The sequence below is a fragment of the Sinorhizobium arboris LMG 14919 genome (genome assembly GCF_000427465.1).
GTDB lineage: Bacteria > Pseudomonadota > Alphaproteobacteria > Rhizobiales > Rhizobiaceae > Sinorhizobium > Sinorhizobium arboris.
In genome coordinates, this window is sequence record NZ_ATYB01000008.1 from 1,399,384 (window position 1) to 1,419,550 (window position 20,167).

The 20,167-nt window shown below is 64.2% G+C and carries 18 protein-coding genes and 3 pseudogenes; 15 read left to right on the forward strand and 6 right to left on the reverse strand.

Annotation, left to right across the window (positions count from 1 at the left end):
* Positions 1-24: 24 nt before the first annotated feature.
* Complete coding sequence (locus SINAR_RS0107120; protein ID WP_027998453.1) at positions 25-861, reverse strand: bifunctional allantoicase/(S)-ureidoglycine aminohydrolase; 837 nt, start codon at positions 859-861, stop codon at positions 25-27.
* A 134-nt stretch (positions 862-995) separates the two neighbouring features.
* On the opposite strand from SINAR_RS0107120, the gene SINAR_RS0107125 reads away from it, so the two are divergent.
* Together SINAR_RS0107125 and SINAR_RS0107130 are read left to right on the forward strand one after the other, a co-directional pair.
* Positions 996-1,901 (forward strand): LysR family transcriptional regulator, encoded by a 906-nt coding sequence (locus SINAR_RS0107125; protein WP_027998454.1) that lies wholly within the window; start codon positions 996-998, stop codon positions 1,899-1,901.
* A 160-nt stretch (positions 1,902-2,061) separates the two neighbouring features.
* A complete protein-coding gene (locus SINAR_RS0107130) occupies positions 2,062-4,116 on the forward strand; it encodes an SMc04171 family calcium-binding repeat protein (protein ID WP_027998455.1) in 2,055 nt (684 codons plus the stop codon).
* A 37-nt stretch (positions 4,117-4,153) separates the two neighbouring features.
* Here the strand turns inward: SINAR_RS0107130 and SINAR_RS0107135 are convergent, their stop codons facing one another.
* On the reverse strand, positions 4,154-4,975 hold the full coding sequence (locus SINAR_RS0107135; RefSeq protein WP_027998456.1) for an IclR family transcriptional regulator: 822 nt from the start codon (positions 4,973-4,975) through the stop codon (positions 4,154-4,156).
* 164 nt (positions 4,976-5,139) lie between these two features.
* Here SINAR_RS0107135 and gcl point away from each other — a divergent pair, with 164 nt between their 5' ends.
* The 7 genes from gcl to SINAR_RS0107170 all read left to right on the forward strand — a co-directional run bounded on the left by gcl (position 5,140) and on the right by SINAR_RS0107170 (position 12,217).
* Positions 5,140-6,924, forward strand: a complete 1,785-nt coding sequence (gcl, locus tag SINAR_RS0107140; RefSeq protein WP_027998457.1) for a glyoxylate carboligase — start codon at positions 5,140-5,142, stop codon at positions 6,922-6,924.
* Between the two features lie 52 nt (positions 6,925-6,976).
* The gene (hyi, locus tag SINAR_RS0107145; protein ID WP_027998458.1) at positions 6,977-7,792 is read left to right on the forward strand and encodes a hydroxypyruvate isomerase; all 816 of its coding nucleotides are present in this window, start codon (positions 6,977-6,979) and stop codon (positions 7,790-7,792) included.
* A 5-nt stretch (positions 7,793-7,797) separates the two neighbouring features.
* Positions 7,798-8,682, forward strand: coding sequence for a 2-hydroxy-3-oxopropionate reductase (locus SINAR_RS0107150; RefSeq protein ID WP_027998459.1), 885 nt, complete (start codon positions 7,798-7,800; stop codon positions 8,680-8,682).
* Between the two features lie 113 nt (positions 8,683-8,795).
* Complete coding sequence (locus SINAR_RS0107155; protein ID WP_027998460.1) at positions 8,796-10,064, forward strand: glycerate kinase type-2 family protein; 1,269 nt, start codon at positions 8,796-8,798, stop codon at positions 10,062-10,064.
* Positions 10,065-10,114: 50 nt separating this feature from the next.
* Positions 10,115-10,606 (forward strand): ureidoglycolate lyase, encoded by a 492-nt coding sequence (locus SINAR_RS0107160; protein ID WP_027998461.1) that lies wholly within the window; start codon positions 10,115-10,117, stop codon positions 10,604-10,606.
* A 98-nt stretch (positions 10,607-10,704) separates the two neighbouring features.
* The gene (locus tag SINAR_RS0107165; RefSeq protein ID WP_027998462.1) at positions 10,705-11,622 is read left to right on the forward strand and encodes a DUF930 domain-containing protein; all 918 of its coding nucleotides are present in this window, start codon (positions 10,705-10,707) and stop codon (positions 11,620-11,622) included.
* Between the two features lie 19 nt (positions 11,623-11,641).
* On the forward strand, positions 11,642-12,217 hold the full coding sequence (locus SINAR_RS0107170; protein WP_027998463.1) for a DUF1349 domain-containing protein: 576 nt from the start codon (positions 11,642-11,644) through the stop codon (positions 12,215-12,217).
* A 31-nt stretch (positions 12,218-12,248) separates the two neighbouring features.
* Here SINAR_RS0107170 and SINAR_RS1000000135120 read toward each other — a convergent pair.
* Positions 12,249-12,448, reverse strand: a pseudogene (locus tag SINAR_RS1000000135120) (substrate-binding domain-containing protein); the annotation flags it as partial.
* On the opposite strand from SINAR_RS1000000135120, the pseudogene SINAR_RS1000000136475 reads away from it, so the two are divergent.
* A pseudogene (locus SINAR_RS1000000136475) lies at positions 12,426-12,563 on the forward strand (substrate-binding domain-containing protein); the annotation flags it as partial. The pseudogenes SINAR_RS1000000135120 and SINAR_RS1000000136475 sit on opposite strands and share 23 nt — an antisense overlap.
* Before the next feature lie 50 nt (positions 12,564-12,613).
* Here the strand turns inward: SINAR_RS1000000136475 and otnK are convergent.
* Genes otnK through ltnD form a run of 3 tightly spaced genes read right to left on the reverse strand, consistent with a single transcriptional unit; the run spans position 12,614 to position 15,587 of the window.
* Complete coding sequence (otnK, locus tag SINAR_RS0107180; RefSeq protein ID WP_027998465.1) at positions 12,614-13,891, reverse strand: 3-oxo-tetronate kinase; 1,278 nt, start codon at positions 13,889-13,891, stop codon at positions 12,614-12,616.
* A 3-nt stretch (positions 13,892-13,894) separates the two neighbouring features.
* Positions 13,895-14,671, reverse strand: a complete 777-nt coding sequence (otnI, locus tag SINAR_RS0107185; protein ID WP_027998466.1) for a 2-oxo-tetronate isomerase — start codon at positions 14,669-14,671, stop codon at positions 13,895-13,897.
* Positions 14,672-14,681: 10 nt separating this feature from the next.
* The gene (gene ltnD / locus SINAR_RS0107190) at positions 14,682-15,587 is read right to left on the reverse strand and encodes an L-threonate dehydrogenase (RefSeq protein ID WP_027998467.1); all 906 of its coding nucleotides are present in this window, start codon (positions 15,585-15,587) and stop codon (positions 14,682-14,684) included.
* A gap of 139 nt (positions 15,588-15,726) precedes the next feature.
* Here ltnD and SINAR_RS0107195 point away from each other — a divergent pair, with 139 nt between their 5' ends.
* From SINAR_RS0107195 to SINAR_RS0107215, 5 genes and pseudogenes are all read left to right on the forward strand, one after another.
* Positions 15,727-16,731, forward strand: a complete 1,005-nt coding sequence (locus tag SINAR_RS0107195; RefSeq protein ID WP_027998468.1) for a LacI family DNA-binding transcriptional regulator — start codon at positions 15,727-15,729, stop codon at positions 16,729-16,731.
* Positions 16,732-16,747: 16 nt separating this feature from the next.
* Positions 16,748-17,425 carry a 3-oxo-tetronate 4-phosphate decarboxylase gene (gene otnC, locus SINAR_RS0107200; protein ID WP_027998469.1) on the forward strand — a complete coding sequence of 226 codons (678 nt, stop codon included), beginning with the start codon at positions 16,748-16,750 and terminating at the stop codon, positions 17,423-17,425.
* 166 nt (positions 17,426-17,591) lie between these two features.
* A pseudogene (locus tag SINAR_RS01000000133110) lies at positions 17,592-18,355 on the forward strand (FadR/GntR family transcriptional regulator).
* Positions 18,356-18,399: 44 nt separating this feature from the next.
* Positions 18,400-19,383: a D-erythronate dehydrogenase gene (denD, locus tag SINAR_RS0107210; RefSeq protein WP_027998470.1), complete on the forward strand. Its 984-nt coding sequence runs from the start codon at positions 18,400-18,402 to the stop codon at positions 19,381-19,383.
* A 1-nt stretch (position 19,384) separates the two neighbouring features.
* Entirely contained in the window at positions 19,385-20,155 is a 771-nt protein-coding gene (locus SINAR_RS0107215) for an SDR family oxidoreductase (protein ID WP_027998471.1), read from the forward strand.
* Positions 20,156-20,167: the final 12 nt, after the last annotated feature.

The window sequence follows — 20,167 nt, forward strand, 5'->3', positions numbered from 1 at the left end:
GGCGGATCACGGCACGCTGCAATATCAGGCGAGCCTGCCCGGGTTGCCGAGCGTCATATGGCGGTTCACGTCCTTGTAAAGCAGGTAGCGGAACTTGCCCGGTCCGCCGGCATAGCAGGCCTGCGGGCAGAAGGCTCTGAGCCACATATAGTCGCCGGCTTCGACTTCCACCCAGTCGTTGTTGAGGCGGTACACGGCCTTGCCTTCGAGCACATAGAGCCCGTGTTCCATCACATGGGTTTCCATGAACGGGATGACGCCGCCGGGCTCGAAGGTCACGATCGTGACATGCATGTCATGGCGCATGTCGGAAGGATCGACGAAGCGAGTGGTGGCCCAGCGCCCGTCCGTTTCCGGCATCGGCGACGGAGGGATGTCGCGTTCGTTGGTAACGATCGGTTCGGGAAGGGGAACCCCATCGACCTTCTCATAGGCCTTGCGGATCCAGTGGAACCGGGCCGGCGCATCGGATTCGTTCCTGAGGCTCCATTCGGTGCCCGGCGGGATGAAGGCATAGCCGCCGGACTGCATCAGATGCGTCTCATCGCCGAGCCTCAGATGGAACTCGCCGTCCACCACGAACAGCACCGCTTCGGCGCGGGGGTCCGTCTCCGGCCGGTTGCTGCCGCCCGAAGGGCCGACTTCCATGATATATTGCGAGAAAGTCTCGGCGAAGCCGGAAAGCGGGCGCGACAGGACCCAGAGCCGTGTGTTCGTCCAGAAGGGCAGATAGCTTGTCACGATGTCGCGCATGACGCCCTTTGGAATGATCGCATAGGCCTCGGTGAAGATAGCGCGGTCCGAAAGCAGGTTGGTCTGAGGAGGATGGCCGCCTTCCGGAAAATAGTAGTTCTTCTGCATGTGTGTCCCATCGAGATGCGTGGCGGAGACGGTGCCTCCGCCTCTCTGCGACGACTTTACCGGCTTGCACCGCGATACGTCCAATATATTGTTCAACTCGATCCAGAGGAACAACGTATCGATGGGGTTATGCTATGGAACTACGTCACCTGCGCTATTTCGTTGCGGTGGCCGAAGCCGCAAGTTTCACGGCAGCGGCCAGGGGCCTCAGCATTTCGCAGCCGCCGCTGAGCCAGCAGATCAGGGATCTGGAGGCGGAAGTAGGCACGCGGCTGTTCGAGCGTTCCAGCCGCAATGTCGAGCTCACGGAGGCGGGCGCCAACTTTCTCGAACATGCCCGGATGGTTCTCGGTCAGATAGAGCACGCAACCCTCCAGGCGCGCGCCATCGGTTCTGGGCAGGTGGGAACGTTGAACATTGCGACAACCGGCTCAGTGCTGCTGGGACCGTTGTCCAATTTGATCGCGCGGTTCCGGGATGCATGGCCCGGCGTGTTCGTCCGCATCCATGAGATGGACCCCGAGGCGCAGGAGGCGGCCTTGCTCTCCCATCGCACCGACCTCAGTTTCGTGCGTCGGCCTCGAAACAATCCGGGCCTCGTCGCGCATGTCGCCTGGCACGAGAAGGTGGGCGTGGCCCTGCCCGAGCACCATCGCATGGCGGGTTCAGAGACGATCGAGCTCGGTGACCTGCGACAGGAAAACTTCGTTTTTCTGCGGCTCGCCGATTCACGGTTCGCGCGCTATTTGCATGATAGCTGCGTGGCGGCCGGGTTCGTGCCAAACATCACGAACGAGGTGGTGGAATCCTATTCCCTCACCAGCCTCGTTGCCGCGGGGCTCGGTGTGGCACTCGTTCCGGAATGCATCAGGACTCTTTCGCGGCCGGGCGTCGTCTACCGGCCGCTCGCCGACCCGGCGCCGGAGGCCGACGTCCATGTCATCAGCCGGCCGAACCCCAGCCCCGTCATCGCAGCCTTTCTGGAGGCAGCGCAAGGTTTACCGGACAAGAGGATCGATGCCGAAGTTATATTTTCCTAAATTCGGGAGCGCTAATACGATTTTAGAATTAAATCCGTAGTATATTGTCCCGATCATCGGAGTTGCTGTTAAATACTACTCGTTATACATTGATCGCCAACTTCGATGTTGTGGTGCCAGGGGGTGCCGCGACCCTTAATCGGTCAGGGAGAATGGCGTCATGGCGACGATCGTCGGTTCGAGCGGCTACGATATACTTCAAGGTACGGATGAGACCGATCGTATCTGGGGCCTGGACGGTGGCGATACGATCGACGCGGGCGGCGGCGACGACTTCGTCGACGGTGGTGATTCAAACGACGTGTTGACGAGTTCGAGCGGCTATGACCGGCTCGACGGCGGCGCCGGCGACGACCAGATCGTCCTGACCGGTACCGGCGGCGCCGTCACCGGCGGCAGCGGCTACGATGGGCTGACAGTGGATATCTCGACGCTTTCCGATCAGCTGGTATTCAACGGCGCCAGCGGTCACGGCATCATCGGATACGGGAGCGCAGAGGAACGGCACGTCTTTTTCAACGACGTCGAATGGTTCAGCATCGTTTCAGGAAGTGGAAACGATCGAATCGTGGGAACGGTGGGCCACGACAGGATCTCGACCGGGGCCGGAATAGACGTCGTCGCCGCGGGGGCCGGAAACGACATCATCACGAATACGGGCGGCTACGACCGGCTCGAGGGCGGCGAAGGGAACGACCGCTTCGTGCTCGTCGGTACCGGCAGCACCGTCGTCGGCGGCTCTGGTGACGATACAATGACGGTCGATCTGGCCGCGACTTCTGACGATATCGTGTTCAACGCCAACACCGGCCACGCGATCATCGCAAGTCGAACTCCCGACGAGCGCCACGTCTTCGTCCAGTATAGTGAGATCGAGCGGATCCAGGTGATCACCGGCAGTGGCAACGACCGTGTCCAGGGGAGCGTGCTCGCAGACGTCATCAGGACGGAAGCCGGAAACGACGTAGTAGATGGCGGGGCCGGCGACGATTCGATCACCGATGGGCGCGGCGCCAATCACCTCTCGGGCGGCGATGGCAGCGACCTCATTACGACCACGCTTTATTCCGTTTCGGTCGACGGCGGCGAGGGCCGGGATTCGGTCCGGATCGAGGAACGATCACGTACGAGCGATGTCACCATCGACTTCGTTTCGGGGACCGCGTCGACCGGCACGGTTTTCCGCAACATCGAAGCGGCCAGTCTCGCGCTCGGAGCTGGCAATGACACGGTGATCACGACCGATTTCCTTGTTTCGTTCGTATTTGCCGGCGCCGGGGACGACCGCCTCGAAGGCGGAGCCGAGCGCGATGAGTTCCACGGCGAGGACGGCAACGACAGCATCGACGGCCGTGCGGGGAACGACACGATCACGACCGGCCTCGGCGATGACGTTGCCTTCGGCGGCGACGGCAATGACTCGCTCGTCAATAGCGGCGGTAAGGATATCTTGGATGGCGGGGCGGGCGACGACTGGATCGCCGACGCCATTCCCGGCAGCGGCAGCCTGGGCGACGGATCGGTCATGCTCGGGGGCGACGGAAATGATACGATCAGGGCGGCTTTCAGGGGAGAGGTGGATGGTGGCGATGGGCACGACCTGCTTCAGCTGCGCCTCGGATCGCTCTCGGCTGCAATCGACTTCGATGCGAAGCTGGGAGCAATCAACACTGGATTGACCTTCGCCAATATCGAGGATTTCACCGTAACGACGGGAATTCGGAACGATATGCTCCGGGGTGGAGACGGTGACGACGTGTTCGATTCTCTGGGCGGCAACGATCTTCTCGAAGGGCGGGGCGGAAACGATATCCTGCGGGGATATACGGAGTGGGATCGGCTGTTCGGCGGCGATGGCGAAGACCGGCTCGATGGCGGCCCGCATGACGACCTTTTGAGCGGCGGCAACGGCACCGATACGCTGATCGGCGGCAGCGGCGCGGACACGTTTCTCTGGTCGGACGAAATCGCCGGGCAGAGCGGCATAGACCACATCATCGACTTCAGCATAAGCAGCGGCGACGTCATAGCCTTTTCCGCTGTCGCTTCAGACAGAACCGGCATTCACGATTACGCCGATTTCGTTGCCGCCGCGACCGATACGAACGCCGGCATTTATGTCGCCCTTAACGGCTCCGGTACGGACGGGATCCTGATTGCGAATGCTTCGATTGCAGCTCTCACGGCGAACGATCTGGTCTTCGGTTTCGTTTAATTCTCCGGGGAGAGCTCGATGCTGGATGCGCGGCGCTTCAGCCTTCCTCCGGCCTGTGCCCCCCGATTGCGCGCGTCAATTCGTCCGCGGTGCGGCGCACGGCGGGCCCGAGCACGCGGAGCCTGTCGTCGTCGATGCGGACGGTGGGACCGGAAATCGAGATGCCGCCGATAGCCTCGCCGTACTCGTTGAAGAGCGGGGCTGCGATGCAGCGCATGCCGAGCGTGTGCTCTTCGTCATCGACCGACCAGCCGCGAAAGCGGATCTCCTGAACGTTCCGGATCAGGTCCTGCAGCGTGGCGAGCGTCCGCCCGGTAAAGCAGGATAGCGTTCTGCCGCTCAAAGCCTTGGCGATCTCCGTATCGGACCAGGTCGAAAGAATGGCCTTGCCGATGCCGGAAGCGTGGATCGGCCCCCGCCGCCCGGGCCGGAAGAAGGCGCGCATCGGCGCGTGGCTTTCGACCTGAGAGATGAAGACCACGTCTCCGTCTTCCTCTATGCCGATATTCGCCGTCTCGCCGCTCTCGTCCATAAGCCGCTTCAGGAACGGACGGCTGATCGTGCCGAGCTTGCGGAAACGCAGGAAGGCGTTGCCGATCTCGAACGCCTTGACGCCGACAGTCCACGTCCCGGCCTCGGCATCGTTCGCCACCATTCCGTGGTGGGCGAGCGACGTCAGCAGCCGGTGCACGGTCGAAGGCGCCATGCCGGTCCGCTCCGAAAGCGCCGTCAAGGTCGATCCGTCGCCTTCGGCGATGACCGCCAGCAAGGAAAGACTCCTGTCCAATACCTGAACGGAAGCCGGCGCGGCATTCTCTCCCGCCTTGCGCCCCCTCTTTCCCTTGCCGTTCGCCTCCATGCCAGCCTCCAATCAGTGGTCGAGATCATGCTCTACATCCATTGCATCCGATTTTCTCCTGTTTGTTGAAATTCTTTATTTCCACATGATGGTAATGATTTCCATAAAATGCTTGAAACGAAGCGAGTATGGGGTAGGCTTCCATTCAAACAGGAGGAGTTCCCATGGCCAAGATGCGCGCAGTCGATGCAGCGGTTTATGTTCTGGAAAAGGAAGGGATCGATTGCGCCTTCGGCGTGCCCGGCGCGGCGATCAATCCGTTCTACTCGGCCCTGAGGGCGCGTGGATCGATCCGTCACATCCTCGCTCGCCACGTCGAGGGCGCTTCGCACATGGCCGAGGGCTACACCCGGGCCAAGCATGGCAATATCGGCGTCTGCATCGGCACTTCGGGCCCGGCCGGCACGGACATGATCACCGGCCTCTATTCGGCGTCCGCGGATTCGATCCCGATCCTCTGCATCACCGGACAGGCGCCGCGGGCACGTCTCGACAAGGAGGATTTCCAGGCGGTCGACATAGCCTCGATCGCGGCGCCCGTCACCAAATGGGCGGTCACCGTCATGGAGCCGGCGCTGGTCCCCTTCGTCTTCCAGAAGGCCTTCCACCTGATGCGCTCGGGCCGGCCGGGACCGGTCCTCATCGACCTGCCGGTCGACGTCCAGCTTGCCGAGATCGAGTTCGATCCGGACACCTATGAGCCGCTTTCGGCCTACAAGCCCGCCGCCACCCGTGCGCAGGCCGAAAAGGCGCTCGCGATGCTCAATGAGGCTGAGCGGCCGTTGATCGTGGCGGGCGGCGGCATCATCAATGCGGACGCCTCCGATCTCCTTACCGAATTCGCCGAGATTACCGGCGTTCCGGTCGTTCCGACGCTGATGGGCTGGGGCGTCATCCCGGACGACCATCCGCTGATGGCCGGCATGTGCGGCCTGCAGACCTCGCATCGTTACGGCAACGCGACGCTGCTCGCCTCCGATTTCGTCTTCGGCATCGGCAATCGCTGGGCAAACCGGCACACCGGCAACATCCCGACCTATACGGAAGGCCGCAAGTTCATCCATGTCGATATCGAGCCGACGCAGATCGGCCGCGTCTTCGCGCCCGATTTCGGCATCGTCTCCGACGCGGGCGCCGCCCTCAAGCTCTTCCTCGACGTCGCGACTGAATGGAAGACGGCCGGCAAGCTGCGCGACTGGTCGGCCTGGGCAGAGGAGTGCCGAGAGCGCAAGCGGACGATGTTGCGCAAGACCCATTTCGATCAGACCCCGCTGAAACCCCAGCGCGTCTACGAGGAGATGAACAAGACTTTTGGCCGCGACACCTGCTACGTCTCGACCATCGGCCTGAGCCAGATTGCCGGCGCGCAATTCCTGCACGTCTACAAGCCGCGCAACTGGATCAATTGCGGCCAGGCCGGTCCGCTCGGCTGGACGCTGCCGGCAGCACTCGGCGTGCGGGCCGCCGATCCGAACCGGCCGATCGTTGCGCTTTCCGGCGACTACGATTTCCAGTTCCTGATCGAGGAGCTCGCGGTCGGCGCCCAGCACAAGCTGCCTTACCTGCATGTCGTCGTGAACAATTCCTATCTCGGGCTGATCCGCCAGGCGCAGCGCGGCTTCGACATGGATTTCGAGGTCAGTCTCGCCTTCGAAAACATCAATGCCGACGGCGACGCGGAGAAGGGTTACGGAGTCGACCATGTGGCGGTTGCCGAAGGGCTCGGCTGCAAGGCGATCCGCGTCAGGAGCCCGAACGAATTCGCCGACGCCTTCGAGCGGGCGCAGGCACTGATGGAAGAGCACCAGGTGCCCGTCGTCATCGAATTCATCCTGGAGCGCGTCACCAATATCGCCATGGGCGCGGACATCAATTCGATCGTCGAGTTCGAGGAGCTCGCCGAGCGCGGCGAGGACGCTCCGACCGCGATTGCCGCTCTTCTCGACTGAAGACTTCCACGCGGTTCCGCCCGTATCCCGCCCACCACTGAGGAGTGATCGCATGCCGAGATTTGCTGCGAACCTGACCATGCTGTTCAACGAGGCGCCGTTCCTCGACCGTTTCGCGCTGGCCGCCAAGGCAGGATTCGAAGGTGTGGAATATCTCTTTCCCTACGAGTTCGACAAGATGGCACTGCGCGGTGCACTCGACCGTCACGGCCTGACGCAAGTGCTGCACAACCTGCCGGCCGGCGACTGGGCGGGCGGTGACCGGGGCATCGCGATCCTGCCGGATCGGATCGACGAATTCCGCAAGGGGGTCGCGAGCGCAATCGATTATGCAACAGCGCTTGGCTGCCGCCAGGTCAATTGCCTCGTCGGCATCGCGCCGGACGGCGTACCTGACAGCGTGCTGCGCACGACCCTCGTCGCCAATTTGAAGCTTGCGGCGGCCGAACTCGGCAAGTGCGGCATCCGCCTCCTGATCGAACCGATCAACCGCTTCGATATTCCCGGCTTTTATCTCAACACGGTCGAGCAGGCGGCGTCGATCATCGAGGAGGTCGGGAGCGACAACCTCTTCATCCAATACGATCTCTACCACCAGCAGCGCACCGAGGGCGAACTCATCGGCACCTACAGGCGCTACCGCGAAAAGATCGCGCATATACAGCTTGCGGACAATCCCGGGCGCAACGAGCCGGGTACCGGCGAGATCAACTACCCCTTCGTCTTCGACGCGCTGGAAGCCGCCGCTTACGACGGCTGGATCGGTTGCGAATACAAGCCGCTGACGACGACGACGGAAGGACTTGGCTGGCTCGGCACCGAGCGGCAGCGCAAGCAATCCGCAGACATTATCCAAATCAGGAGCTAAGCACGATGGCATCTATCGGTTTCATTGGACTGGGTATCATGGGCACGCCGATGGCGCGTCACCTTCAGGATGCCGGCCACAAGATCATCACGTCCAAATTCGTCATTCCGCCGCGTCAGGAGCTCGTCGACAACGGGCTGGAAATCGTCGAAACACCGAAGGCGCTCGCGGAGACGGTCGACACGATCATCCTGATGCTGCCGGATACGCCGGAAGTGAAGGATGTCCTGTTCGGTGACAATGGCGTCTGGTACGGCCTCGCCGAGGGCAAGCTCGTCATCGACATGAGCTCCATCTCGCCGATCGAGACGAAGGAGTTCGCGAAGAGAGTCCGTGAGACCGGTGCAGAATATATCGACGCACCGGTTTCCGGGGGCGAGGTCGGCGCCAAGAACGCATCTCTCAGCATCATGGCCGGCGGGAAGCCGAGTTCCTTCGAACGCGCATTGCCGCTCTTCAAGCTGATGGGCAAGAACATCACGCTTGTCGGCGATTGCGGAGACGGCCAGGTCACCAAGGTCGCAAACCAGATCATCGTCGCGCTGACGATCGAAGCGGTGTCGGAAGCGCTCGTCTTCGCGTCCAAAGCAGGGGCCGACCCGGCCCGCGTCCGTGAGGCGCTGATGGGCGGTTTTGCCTCCTCGCGCATCCTCGAGGTTCACGGCGATCGGATGATCAAGCGCACCTTCGAGCCGGGCTTCCGCATCTCGCTGCACCAGAAGGATCTGAACCTCGCTCTGCAGGGAGCCAAGAGCCTTGGCATCTCGCTGCCGAACACGGCCGCCACCCAGGAACTCTTCAACAACTGCGCCGCCAACGGCGACAGCGGTCTCGACCATTCCGGGCTTGTCCGCGCGCTCGAACGGATGGCGAACCACGAAGTCGCGTAAGGCGCGATCGAGGACGCGCATGATCGGCCGGCGGCCTCATCCGCCGTGGAGATCATGCACCCGGGCGGCGGAAGGAGGAGCCGCCGCCCGCGCATTTCTCAACGGGAGGAATTATGGCCGTCGTCGCGAACCCGCGTCAGTTTCTGGAAACCCTGTTCGCTGCGGCGGTCTCCGCCGCCGATCCGAAACGGGTCATCGCCGCGAACCTGCCGGAGCGGCCGAAGGGGCGAACGGTGATCATCGGGGCCGGCAAGGGCGCTGCTCAGATGGCCCGGGCGTTCGAATCCGCCTGGGAGGGTCCGCTCAGCGGCGTGGTCGTCACGCGCTACGGCTTCGGCGCGCACTGCAAGCAGATCGAGGTGCTCGAGGCCTCCCATCCCTTGCCGGACGAGGGCGGGCTGAAGGCGTCGAAGCGGCTCCTCGCGGAAGTCAGCGGCTTGACCGGCGACGACCTGGTCGTGGCATTGATCTGCGGTGGTGGTTCGGCACTCCTGCCTGCACCGCCGCCGGGGCTTTCGCTCGAGGACGAAATCGCCGTCAACCGTGCGCTTCTTGCGTCGGGCGCACCGATCAGCGCGATGAACGCGGTCCGCAAGCATGTCTCCTTGATCAAGGGCGGCCGTCTGGCGGCCGCGGCCTATCCGGCCAAGGTCGTTTCCCTCGTCGTCTCGGATATTCCCGGCGATGACGCCGCACTGGTCGCGTCCGGTCCGACGATCGCTGACGCAGCGAGCCGTGAGGATGCCTTGAAGATCATCGAGCGTCACCGCCTCGCCCTGCCGGAAAAGGTCATGCACTGGCTGGCAGGCGCTGCTGCGGATGCCCCAAGACCCTCCGATCCGCGCTTTGCCCGTAACGAGGTGCGTCTGATCGCCTCCGCCGGCGTGTCGCTGGAGGCCGCGGCGGCCAAGGCACGGGCGGCTGGCATCGAGGCTGTCATTCTTTCCGATGCGATCGAAGGGGAGGCGCGCGACGTCGGGCTCGTTCATGCGGCGCTCGCGCGCGAGACGGCCCTGCGCGGCCGGCCCTTTCCGAAGCCGGTTGTCCTGCTTTCGGGCGGCGAAACGACGGTGACGGTCAGGGGCGAAGGCCGCGGCGGGCGCAACAGCGAGTTCCTGCTGTCGCTGGCGCTGGGCATTGACGGCATAGGCGGCATCTCGGCGCTCGCCGCGGATACCGACGGGATCGACGGTTCCGAAGACAATGCCGGCGCCTTCGCCGATCATACTACGATTGCCCGCCTGCTGGCGCGGCGGCTGGATGCTGCCGCGCTGCTTGAGCGAAACGACAGCTGGGCGGCCTTCGATCCGCTCGGCGACCTCTTCAAACCGGGGCCGACCGGAACGAATGTCAATGATTTCAGGGCGGTGCTGATCCAGTGATCGATGCCGCCGGCTGTAGAGAACAATTGGCCCACCAGGGAGGAAAGACCATGATACCTCTACCGATCCGCCCGCTTTCGCACAGCGAGTTCGCTCCCTTCGGCGACGTCATCGAGCCTGATGATGCGAAGAGCTTCCCGATCAACGCCGGCAAATGCATCCGCTATCACGATCTTGCGAAGGTGGAGACGAGCGGCCCGGAGGCCCGAACGCTGGTCAGCCTCCTGAAAGGCGAGCCCTACGACATCCCGTTGACGCTGAAGATGGTGGAACGGCATCCGCTCGGAAGCCAGGCCTTCGTTCCGCTTACGGGAAATCCCTTTCTCGTCGTCGTCGCGCCCGATGAGGGCGGGGAGCCCGGCGAGCCGATCGCTTTCGAGACAGCGCCGGGCCAGGGCGTCAACATCGCGCGAAATGTCTGGCACGGAATCCTTACGCCGCTCCGTTCGACCTCCGAATTCGTCGTCATCGATCGCGGCGGCAGCGGATGCAATCTCGAGGAGCATTTCTTCGACAAGCCCTATCGGGTCGAATACGCGTAATCGATGCACGCCCTGCACTTGTTGCGGGGCGTTTGAGCTCTTAGGTTCGGTGCTTCCGAGTCCGTGACCGTTGAGCAATGCAGCATTTCGCCAGAAAAATGTGGGGAGAAACCGGTTGGGGTATGCCGACCTCGCTCGCCCTGCACCTGGCGCTCGCTCTTCTGCTGCTGGTTCGGCTGCCGGAATTATCCGCGCCGGCAAAGGAGCAAAGCGTCAGCGTCGAGCTTGTTCCGCAGCCGAAGAATGCGGAACGGCGCGAGGAAAAACCGAACGCGGCCAAGAGCGAGCAGGCGCGCCCTCAGCCCGAGGTATTCGAGTCGGCGGCAGCGCCGGTCGAAAAGGAACAGCCGCCTCAGCCTGAGTTGCCTCCCGCTGCGCCGAAAAAGGCCGAAACGCCGAGCGAGACGCCGGATGCCTCGCGGTCCGCCCCGGCAAAAACAGAGAACACCGCCAGCGAAAAGCAGGCCGAAACCAGGACGGCGCTAGCGGAGTTGCGCGTCGACTCCAAAGCCACGGCGAACGAGGCGGCCGATACTGCAAGCGCGCCGCCGGCTGCGCCAGTTCCCCAGGAAAAGCCCGTCCTGGAGGAAGCAAAGGCGGAGCCGACGCAGAACCCAGCCGAGGCGAACGTCGAGCACGAGTCGAGCCAACTCGTGCAGGCGAGGGAGCTTTATTCCAAAAACGCCCTGTCTGATCCGCACGTAAAGCAGGCGATCGGCACGCTGCCGCCGAAGAAGCGGGTCGTGCAGCTCTGTACGATCGAGGCACTGGAGCAGATACGGCGCCAAAGACCCGGGTCTGTCCCGGACATGTTCGGCCGCCCTGACGGCGGTTTTGCTTCGGAAACCGCGCTCGACGCCAAAGGCGCGGTGTTCCGCAGCCAGGGGAAGTGGTACTCCTTCGATTTCAGGTGCGAGGTCAACCCCGAAGCGACATCGGTCACTTCCTTCAGCTTCGCGATAGGCAAAGCGATCCCGAAGAGCGAGTGGAGTGCGCGACAGCTGCCGAACAATTGATCACGGCATGGAGGCAGGAATGGCAAGCGCGTATCGCTGGTTGAACGAGCCGGCAAGCTGGGAGGGCGACGACCGCGATCTGTTGCTCAAGACCGACGGCGATACGGATTTCTGGCGCGAAACCTTCTACGGCTTCGTGCGCGACAGCGGACATGCCTATCTTCGTCCGGTTTCAGGCGATTTCACCGCCTCGGCGACGATCGTCGGTCAGTATGAGCAGCTTTACGATCAGGCCGGTCTGATGCTGCGGGTCGACGAGCAGAACTGGATCAAATGCGGTATCGAATATACCGACGGGCTGATCCATTTCAGCGTGGTCGTGACGCGCGGCGTGTCGGACTGGTCGGTCATCCCGTTGCACGCCAAGGCGCCTTCGGACCCGCTGGAGGTGCGGCTGACGCGGCATGGGCATGCGGTGCGGGTGCAATTCCGCTTTGCTGAGGAACGCTGGCAGATGGCGCGACTCTGCCCGTTCTCCTCTGCCGAGGCCGAGGTAGGTGTCACGGCCTGTTCGCCGGAGCGCGCGGGCTTCGAGGCAAGATTCCGCGGGCTGACCGTCGGCCCGCCGATTGCGCGCAGCTTGCACGACGACTGACGGCTCGGTGGTGTGGAGCCGCCGCTTTGGGTCAGGCAATCGCGCGCGGCGCCAGGTTGACCGGCCGGCAGGAGTCGCGGATCACCAGTCTCCCCTGGAGCACGAGACGGCGCGGCGTTTTCGGGCTGGGCCGGAAAGGCGGTCGAGGATGAGCTGCGCAGCTTGTCCGCCGATCGCCTGGACCGGCTGGGCGATGGTCGTCAGATGTGGCTGGAAGACGTCGGCCCAGGGCAATGTCGTCCAGATCTGGGGCGGCACGGGGACGCAACCGGCCCATGATCGCCATGACGGCTTCCACGAATTCGCGGACAAGGAGCCGGGCATCAAGAACCTGCTCGACACGCAGTGAAGAACGGGATGAGGGAAAACGTGAACGGATCCCCCACCGCCCTTCTCTCACCGCATCGCCGACAGCGCCGTGGCGAAGAAATCCTCTCCGCCGAAATTACCTGACTTCAGCGCCAGCAGCATATCCTCTCCGGCAGTGCCGATCGTCCTCAAGAGGGGAACGCCCGGTGCGATCTCCGGACCGATCAGGAAGGCGGGAATGCCGAGCCTGTCGACCGTCGCGCCGGATGTCTCTCCGCCGGCCACGACGAGGCGTCTGACGCCGCGCCGGACGAGTTCGCTTGAGATCGTCGCCGTTGCCGTTTCGATCGCATGGCCGGAGGCCTCGCGCCCGAAGCGTGCCTGAAGACGCGAAACGGTTTCGGGCGTAGCGCTCGCGGCGATGACGACAGGCCCCTCGGCGATCCGCTCTCCCGCCCAGGCGACGGCCGCGGAAATCTCGTCCGATCCGCCGAGGAGCTTTTCCGTGTCGATCCTCAGGACGGGCATCCGGCTTTCGGCTGCCGCAATCTGCTTCAGCGTCGCCGCCGAGCAACTGCCCGCGACGACGGCGGCAAGGCCGCCGACGGGGCGCGTCACGGGCTCCGCGCCGGCGCCCGCCGATGCCCGGCCGGAGCGCACGAGTGCGCGGGCGAGCCCGAGCCCCAGGCCCGATGCGCCGGTGGAGACGGGCATTGCCAGCGCGATCCGGCCGAGCGTTTCCAGATCGCCTTCGAAGACGGCATCCGCGATCGCCGCGGCGACGCCTTCGCCGCTGAGCCCGTCGAGCCGCGCTTTTACCGCGTCCGGTCCGGCTGCCACAGTCGCCAGGTCGACGAGCCCGACAGTGCCGCGCGACTGCCGGGCGAGCACCCTTGCCAGATTGGCGTCGCGCATCGGGTTGAGCGGGTGGTCTTTCAGCGGGCTTTCGTCGAGCGGCTGGCCGTTGACGAAGAGATGGCCGAGATAGACCGTACGCCCCGTTTCCGGGAAGGCCGGCGTAACGAGGGCAATGCTGCCGCCGGAGACGCTCAGAAGCGCCTCGGTTACCGGTCCGATATTGCCGCGGTCCGTCGAATCGAAGGTCGAGCAGATCTTGTACATTACATGGGCCGCACCGCGGCCGCGCAGCCAGCTTTCCGCGTCGAGCGCCGCGGCCACGGCCTCGCCGGCCGGAGCCGAGCGGATTTTCAGGGAGACGACCACCGCATCGGCGTCGGGCAGTGCGAGCGCCGGATCGGGAATGCCGACCGTCTGCACGGTGCGCAGCCCGTTCTTCGTCAGTGTGTTGGCCAGGTCCGAGGCGCCGGTATAGTCGTCGGCGATTGATCCGAGCAGAATGGTCATGGGTCAGCTCCGTTGAAAGGGTTCGAACCAGCCGAGGCCGGCGAGCGTGGAGCCGCGCGGATTATATTCGCAGCCGACGAAACCTCTATAGCCGAGGCGGTCGATTTCCTGGAACAGATAGGGATAATTCAGCTCTTCTCCGTCCGGCTCACCCCGTGAGGGAACGCTGGCGATCTGGATGTGGCCGGTCACCGGCATGAGGCGGCGGAGTGCCGTCGCGACGTCCCCATGCATGATCTGCCGGTGGTAGATGTCGAACTGGAGCTTCAGGTTGGAGTGTCCGAGTTCCGCGATGAGCCGTTCGGCGGCCCCGAAATCATTGAGGAAGTAGCCGGGCATGTTGCGGCCGTTGATCGGCTCGATAAGAAGAAGCAAGTCCTTTTCGGCCAGGCGCTCGGCCGTGTAGGCGACCGAGCGGCGGTAGCACGCGACCGCCTCCGGATCGGACGGGTCGGCCAGTCCCGCCATCAGGTGCAGCCGGCCGACGCCGGTCGCAGCCGCGTAGTCCAGCGCCTTGCCGATATCCGATTTCAGGTCGTCGAAACGGCCGGGCAGGGCGGCGATGCCGCGCTCGCCCGCCGCCCAGTCGCCCGGAGGCAGATTGAACAGCGCCTGCTCGAGCCCGTTGCGGGCAAGCCGCTCGGCAATCGCCTCGGGCGAGGCCTCGTAGGGAAAGAGATATTCGACGGCGGTGAATCCGGCGTCGGCCGCCGCATCGAAGCGGTCGAGAAACGCCCATTCGGTGAACATCATCGTCAGATTGGCGGCGAAAACGGGCATTCGTGTCGTCCTATGATCTGTTCTTTTCGGGCAACTCGGCACCGGAGAGCTGTGCGTAAAGCCGCGCAAGGGAAGCGTCGTCGTCGCGCCCCATGCCTGCACCCGAAGCTGCGAGATACATCTGCAGTGCCGCGGCGGCGAGCGGCACGGGATAGCGCTCGGCGCGCGCCATATCCTGGACGATCCCGAGATCCTTCACGAAAATCTCGATGGCGCTCAGCGGCGTATAATCTCCCGCAAGCACATGCGGGACGCGGTTCTCGAACATCCAGGAGTTGCCGGCCGATGCGGTGATCACCTCGTAGACCCTGTCCAGATCGAGCCCTTGCTTGGCGGCAAAGGCGATCGCCTCGCAGGCGGCGGCGATATGAACGCCGGCGAGAAGCTGGTTGATCATCTTGAATGCGGCCCCGGTCCCGGCAGCGGCGCCCAGTTCGTAGACCTTGGCGGCCATGGCATCGAGCGCCGGTCGCGCCGCCGCGAAGGCCTGCGGCGATCCCGAAGCCATGATCGTCAGTTCGCCCTGTTCGGCCTTTGCCGCACCGCCCGATATCGGCGCGTCGAGATAGTGAACTCCCAGCGCTTCCAGTCGCTGCGCAAGGTCGCGGGCGATCGCCGGGTCCATGGTCGCGGACGACACGAATACGGCGCCGGGCTTCATCGCGCCGGCGAGGCCATGGGGGCCGAACAGAACGGCTTGTGTCTGAGCGCCGTTCACCACGACCGACACGACGATGTCGGCGCCAGCCGCCAGCTCGCCGAGCGTGCCCGCTGCGCGCCCGCCCTGGGCGACGAAACGCTCCACCGCCGCGGGCGCGACGTCATATCCGACGACATCGAACCCCGCGCGCATGATCGAGCACGCCATGCCGAAACCCATCGAGCCGAGGCCGGCCACCGCGATCTTCACTGCCACTCCCGTTCCTCCGTGAGGTCATGAACGCGATCGATCCTAGTGGTGTTTGGCAGCGCTGCCAACCGAAATTGGTAGCGCTGCCAAAAAAAATCGCTATGAGTGGAGGCAACGAACGGACCTCGGGGAGCAAAGCGGGAAAGTGGGTACGGAGGTCAAGCAGCAGGCGAGCGTCACGCTTGCGCAGGTGGCGCAAGCCGCGGGCGTCGGCGAGAGCACGGTTTCCCGCGTTCTTCGCAATCAGGGTTCGTTCTCCCCGAAGGCGCGTCAGCGCGTGCTGGAGGCGGTCGAGCGGCTCGGCTACGTGCCGAACCGGATCGCCGGAACCCTGGCATCTGCGGGGTCACGCCTCGTCGCCTTCGTCGTTCCTTCGCTTACCAATATCGTGTTTCCGGACGTGCTCAGGGGCGCGAGCGGCGTGCTGGAGAAAAGCCAGTATCAGGCGGTCTTTTCGGTGACCGACTACGATCCGCAGCGCGAAGAGGCGCTTGTCGCCGCGATGCTCGCCTGGCGGCCGGCGGCGGTCATGCTTGCCGGCTTCGAGCATACCGAAGGCACGCTCAGGATGTTGCGGGCAAGCGGCTGCCGCGTCGTGGAACTGCTCGATCTGGACGGGACGGCCGTGGACCTTGCGGTCGGGTTCTCCAACCGGCGGGCGGGCGGCGCAAGCGCCGATTTCCTGTTGAAGCGGGGTTATCGCCGGATCGGCTATGTCGGCCACGCGCTCGACCGGGACACGCGCGCCGGCAAGCGCTTCGACGGCTTCCGCGAAGCTCTCGATCTGGCCGGGGTCCCTCTCGCCGATCGGGAAATCCACGCGGGCGAGTCTTCGGTGGAGAGCGGGCGGGCGGGCCTGGAAAGGCTTCTCCGGAGAAATGCCGGGCTCGATGCCGTCTATTTCTCGAACGACGACATGGCGCTGGGCGGCTATTTCCACTGCCTTGCACGCGCTATTCCCGTGCCCTCCGGGGTTGCTCTCTTCGGCCATAACGGGCTCGACATCGGCCAGGCGACGCCACAGCCCCTTGCGACCATCCGCACGCCCCGGGTCGCCACGGGAAAGCTCGCCGCCGAGCTGGTCGTCGGCGGCGCGCCGCCCCAGGTCGCAGACCTCGGATTCGAACTGCTTGCAGGCGCAACGGCCTGAACGGAAGGAGCGTAACATGTCCGAAACACGTCTTCGCGAAGAGATCTGCCGCTACGGCCGTTCCCTGTTCGAGCGGGGCCTGACGCCCGGCTCGTCCGGCAACATCTCGCTGAGGCTCGATGACGGCGGTTGGCTCGTGACGCCCACCAATGCCTCCCTCGGCTTCCTCGATCCCGCGCGGATCTCGCGCCTCGACGCCGGCGGCCGGCTCGTCTCGGGCGACAAGCCGACAAAGGAGATTCCGCTCCATGCCGCTCTATACGAAACGCGCGGCAGCGCCCGCGCGATCGTTCATCTCCATTCCACCCATGCGGTCGCGCTTACCATGCTGCCGGAAATCGATCCGCGTGCCGCCCTTCCGCCGATGACGCCCTATTACCTCATGCGGGCCGGGGAGACGGCGCTCGTGCCCTACTACCGCCCGGGCGACCCGGCGGTCGCCGATGCGATCCGCGGGCTCGCAGGCAGATATTCCTCCGTGCTGCTTGCCAATCACGGTCCGGTCGTCGCCGGCGACAGTCTGGAGGCCGCGGTCTTTGCGACGGAGGAACTGGAGGAGACGGCCAAGCTCTACCTGCTCCTGCGCAACCTCAATCCACGCTACCTCAGCCCGCAACAAGTGGCCGATCTGGCCAAAACCTTCAATCTCGACCTGCCCTCGCTCGCCGATCACGAAGGACATGAGCATGGTTAGAGTGCCGGTCTGAATCCCGGCTTGCCATCCCACGGCACCGCACAACGGGCCGTGCATTTTTGGTGCGCTGCCGCAACGAACCTGTCTTGACCGGGCCTCCCGATACGCACTCTATTGGTCATACTGATCTGCTGGACCAACCAGTGGATCAGTTGGAGGCGCGGCGATGAACGGAAGTCCAATCCTCACGCATATGCCGAAGGTCGGGCAGAGCCTCGAGCGCCGTACCGCGCGCGACCTCATCGCCGACAAGCTCATGGTACTGGTTGCGACCAACATGCTGAGGCCGGGCGACGTGCTGCCGGGCGAACGCGAGCTTGCGAGCGTGCTCCATGTGAGCCGCGAAACCGTCCGGGGCGCCATCCAGACGCTCGCGGCGCGCGGCGTGGTCGAGGTGTCGCAAGGAAGCAGACGCGCGTAGGAACTGTCGATCTCAGCCATCTTACGGTGACGATCGCCTCGCCGAACGCGATCGACAGTTACGATCTGGAGGACGTTCATGCCGCACGGCTCCACATCGAGCTGAAGGTCGTCGGCGATGCGGCCGAAAACATCGACGAGGAATCGCTTCGCAAACTTGACAGCCTTCTCGATGCGCAGAAGATCTGTGGCGACGACGCCATGCGCTTTCTGATCTGCGACCGTGAGTTTCATGTGGCGATCTACCGGGCCTGCGGCAATCCGCTGCTCTGCGATTTCGTCACCGACCTCTATACCTATATGATGGATTACCGGCGCAACGCCATGTCGCGGCCGGGAGCCATCGAAGCGAGCTACAAGGATCACAGCGACATCGTTGCCGCGCTCAGGCGGCGCGACCGGGCGGCGGTCGTCGACGCGTTTCACCGCCATCTGATCCGCATCTACGAGACGACCAAGGATCTGCTGGCGGGCGAGGAGGTAAACGGAAAGAACAGAAAGCTAAGCTGAGCCAGGGCTGATCGGGTGGCTGAACAGGAGGAGGTTGGCCGCAAATGCATGTAATGGTCATAGGTGCTGCCGGCATGATCGGCCGGAAACTGGTCGAAAGGCTGGCGGCGGCGCCCGAGTCGCTCGGACGCGAGATCACCAGCCTGACACTGGCGGACGTGATGGAACCGCCCGTGCCGCCGGCCTTTGCGTCCCTTTCGACGAGGCTAGCCATCGACCTGTCCACGCAAGGCGGCGCGGAGCGTCTGATCTCGTCGCGGCCCGACGTGATCTTCCACCTCGCGGCGATCGTATCGGGAGAGGCGGAGGCGGACTTCGACAAAGGCTACCTGGTCAATCTCGACGGCACGCGCGCGCTCTTCGAGGCGATCCGCCGGGAGGGACAGCGCGACCGCTATTTCCCGCGCGTCCTCTTCGCCTCCTCTATCGCCGTCTTCGGTCAGCCGTTCCCGGAAAAAATCGGCGACGAGTTCTTCACGACGCCGCTGACCAGTTACGGGACGCAAAAGGCGATCTGCGAGCTGCTGCTTGCCGATTATACCCGCCGAGGGTTCTTCGACGGGATCGGCATCCGGCTGCCGACTGTCTGCATTCGGCCCGGAAAGCCGAACAAGGCCGCATCCGGCTTCTTTTCCAACATCCTGCGCGAGCCGCTCGTCGGCCAGGAGGCGGTGCTGCCGGTGGACGAAAACGTCCGGCACTGGTTTGCGAGCCCGCGCTCGGCCGTGGGTTTCTTCATCCATGCCGCGCGGATGGATACGGGCATCATCGGGCCGCGGCGCAACCTTACCATGCCGGGCTTGTCGGCGCTGGTCGGCGAAGAGATCGAGGCGCTCGGCCGTATTGCCGGACAGAAGGCCGTCGGCCTCATTCGCCGCGAGCCGGATCCGTTGATACGGACGATCGTCTCCGGCTGGGCGACCGACTTCGATGCCCGCCGTGCGCGCGAGCTCGGCTTCACGGCCGAGAGCAGTTTCGACGAGATCATCCGCATCCATATCGAGGACGAACTCGGAGGGAGGATCTGACATGGCGAAGGGATCGGGTGAGGGCCGGATCGCGCTGGTCACCGGCGGCGGCACCGGCGTCGGCCGCGGCATAGCCCGGGCCTTGAGTGCGGAAGGCTACAGCGTCGTCATCACCGGCCGCCGTCCGGATGTGCTCGATGCAGCGTCCGCCGAGATCGGCGCCCAAACCGGCCGGCCCGTCCGCGCCGTGGTCTGCGATGTCGGCAATCCGGATCAGGTCGCGGCTCTCTTCGCAGCCGTCCGGGCGGATTTCGGCCGACTGGATCTCCTTGTCAACAATGCCGGCTCGAACGTGCCGCCCGTGCCCCTCGAAGAGGTGACCTTCGAACAGTGGAACGGTATCGTCGCGGCAAACCTGACGGGCGCCTTTCTTTGTACGCAGCATGCCTTCCGGCTGATGAAGGCGCAAACGCCGAGAGGGGGGCGGATCATCAACAACGGCTCGATTTCCGCGCAGACGCCCCGGCCCAATTCGGCGCCCTATACCGCGACCAAGCACGCCATCACCGGCCTCACCAAATCGACGGCGCTAGACGGCCGGACGCATGACATCGCCTGCGGCCAGATCGATATCGGCAATGCCGCTACAGACATGACGGTGCGGATGAGCACCGGCGTGCTGCAGGCCAATGGCGAGGTCGCAGCCGAGCCGACGATACCGATCGAGCACATCGCCGAAGCGGTCGTCTATATGGCAAGCCTGCCGCTCTCGGCCAATGTTCTCACGATGACCGTGATGGCGACCAAAATGCCGCTGGTCGGCCGCGGATGAAAGAGGTTTTCA

What these genes read in the sequence shown, in the direction of transcription:
- SINAR_RS0107170 (WP_027998463.1), top strand. Translation starts at nt 11,642, where the DNA reads ATGGCAAGCGCGTATCGCTGGTTGAACGAGCCGGCAAGCTGGGAGGGC.
- hyi (WP_027998458.1), top strand. Translation starts at nt 6,977, where the DNA reads ATGCCGAGATTTGCTGCGAACCTGACCATGCTGTTCAACGAGGCGCCG.
- SINAR_RS0107125 (WP_027998454.1), top strand. Translation starts at nt 996, where the DNA reads ATGGAACTACGTCACCTGCGCTATTTCGTTGCGGTGGCCGAAGCCGCA.
- SINAR_RS0107135 (WP_027998456.1), bottom strand. Translation starts at nt 4,975, where the DNA reads ATGGAGGCGAACGGCAAGGGAAAGAGGGGGCGCAAGGCGGGAGAGAAT.
- SINAR_RS0107150 (WP_027998459.1), top strand. Translation starts at nt 7,798, where the DNA reads ATGGCATCTATCGGTTTCATTGGACTGGGTATCATGGGCACGCCGATG.
- SINAR_RS0107120 (WP_027998453.1), bottom strand. Translation starts at nt 861, where the DNA reads ATGCAGAAGAACTACTATTTTCCGGAAGGCGGCCATCCTCCTCAGACC.
- gcl (WP_027998457.1), top strand. Translation starts at nt 5,140, where the DNA reads ATGGCCAAGATGCGCGCAGTCGATGCAGCGGTTTATGTTCTGGAAAAG.
- SINAR_RS0107155 (WP_027998460.1), top strand. Translation starts at nt 8,796, where the DNA reads ATGGCCGTCGTCGCGAACCCGCGTCAGTTTCTGGAAACCCTGTTCGCT.
- SINAR_RS0107215 (WP_027998471.1), top strand. Translation starts at nt 19,385, where the DNA reads ATGGCGAAGGGATCGGGTGAGGGCCGGATCGCGCTGGTCACCGGCGGC.
- SINAR_RS0107130 (WP_027998455.1), top strand. Translation starts at nt 2,062, where the DNA reads ATGGCGACGATCGTCGGTTCGAGCGGCTACGATATACTTCAAGGTACG.
- SINAR_RS0107165 (WP_027998462.1), top strand. Translation starts at nt 10,705, where the DNA reads ATGTGGGGAGAAACCGGTTGGGGTATGCCGACCTCGCTCGCCCTGCAC.
- otnC (WP_027998469.1), top strand. Translation starts at nt 16,748, where the DNA reads ATGTCCGAAACACGTCTTCGCGAAGAGATCTGCCGCTACGGCCGTTCC.
- SINAR_RS0107160 (WP_027998461.1), top strand. Translation starts at nt 10,115, where the DNA reads ATGATACCTCTACCGATCCGCCCGCTTTCGCACAGCGAGTTCGCTCCC.
- denD (WP_027998470.1), top strand. Translation starts at nt 18,400, where the DNA reads ATGCATGTAATGGTCATAGGTGCTGCCGGCATGATCGGCCGGAAACTG.
- otnI (WP_027998466.1), bottom strand. Translation starts at nt 14,671, where the DNA reads ATGCCCGTTTTCGCCGCCAATCTGACGATGATGTTCACCGAATGGGCG.
- otnK (WP_027998465.1), bottom strand. Translation starts at nt 13,891, where the DNA reads ATGACCATTCTGCTCGGATCAATCGCCGACGACTATACCGGCGCCTCG.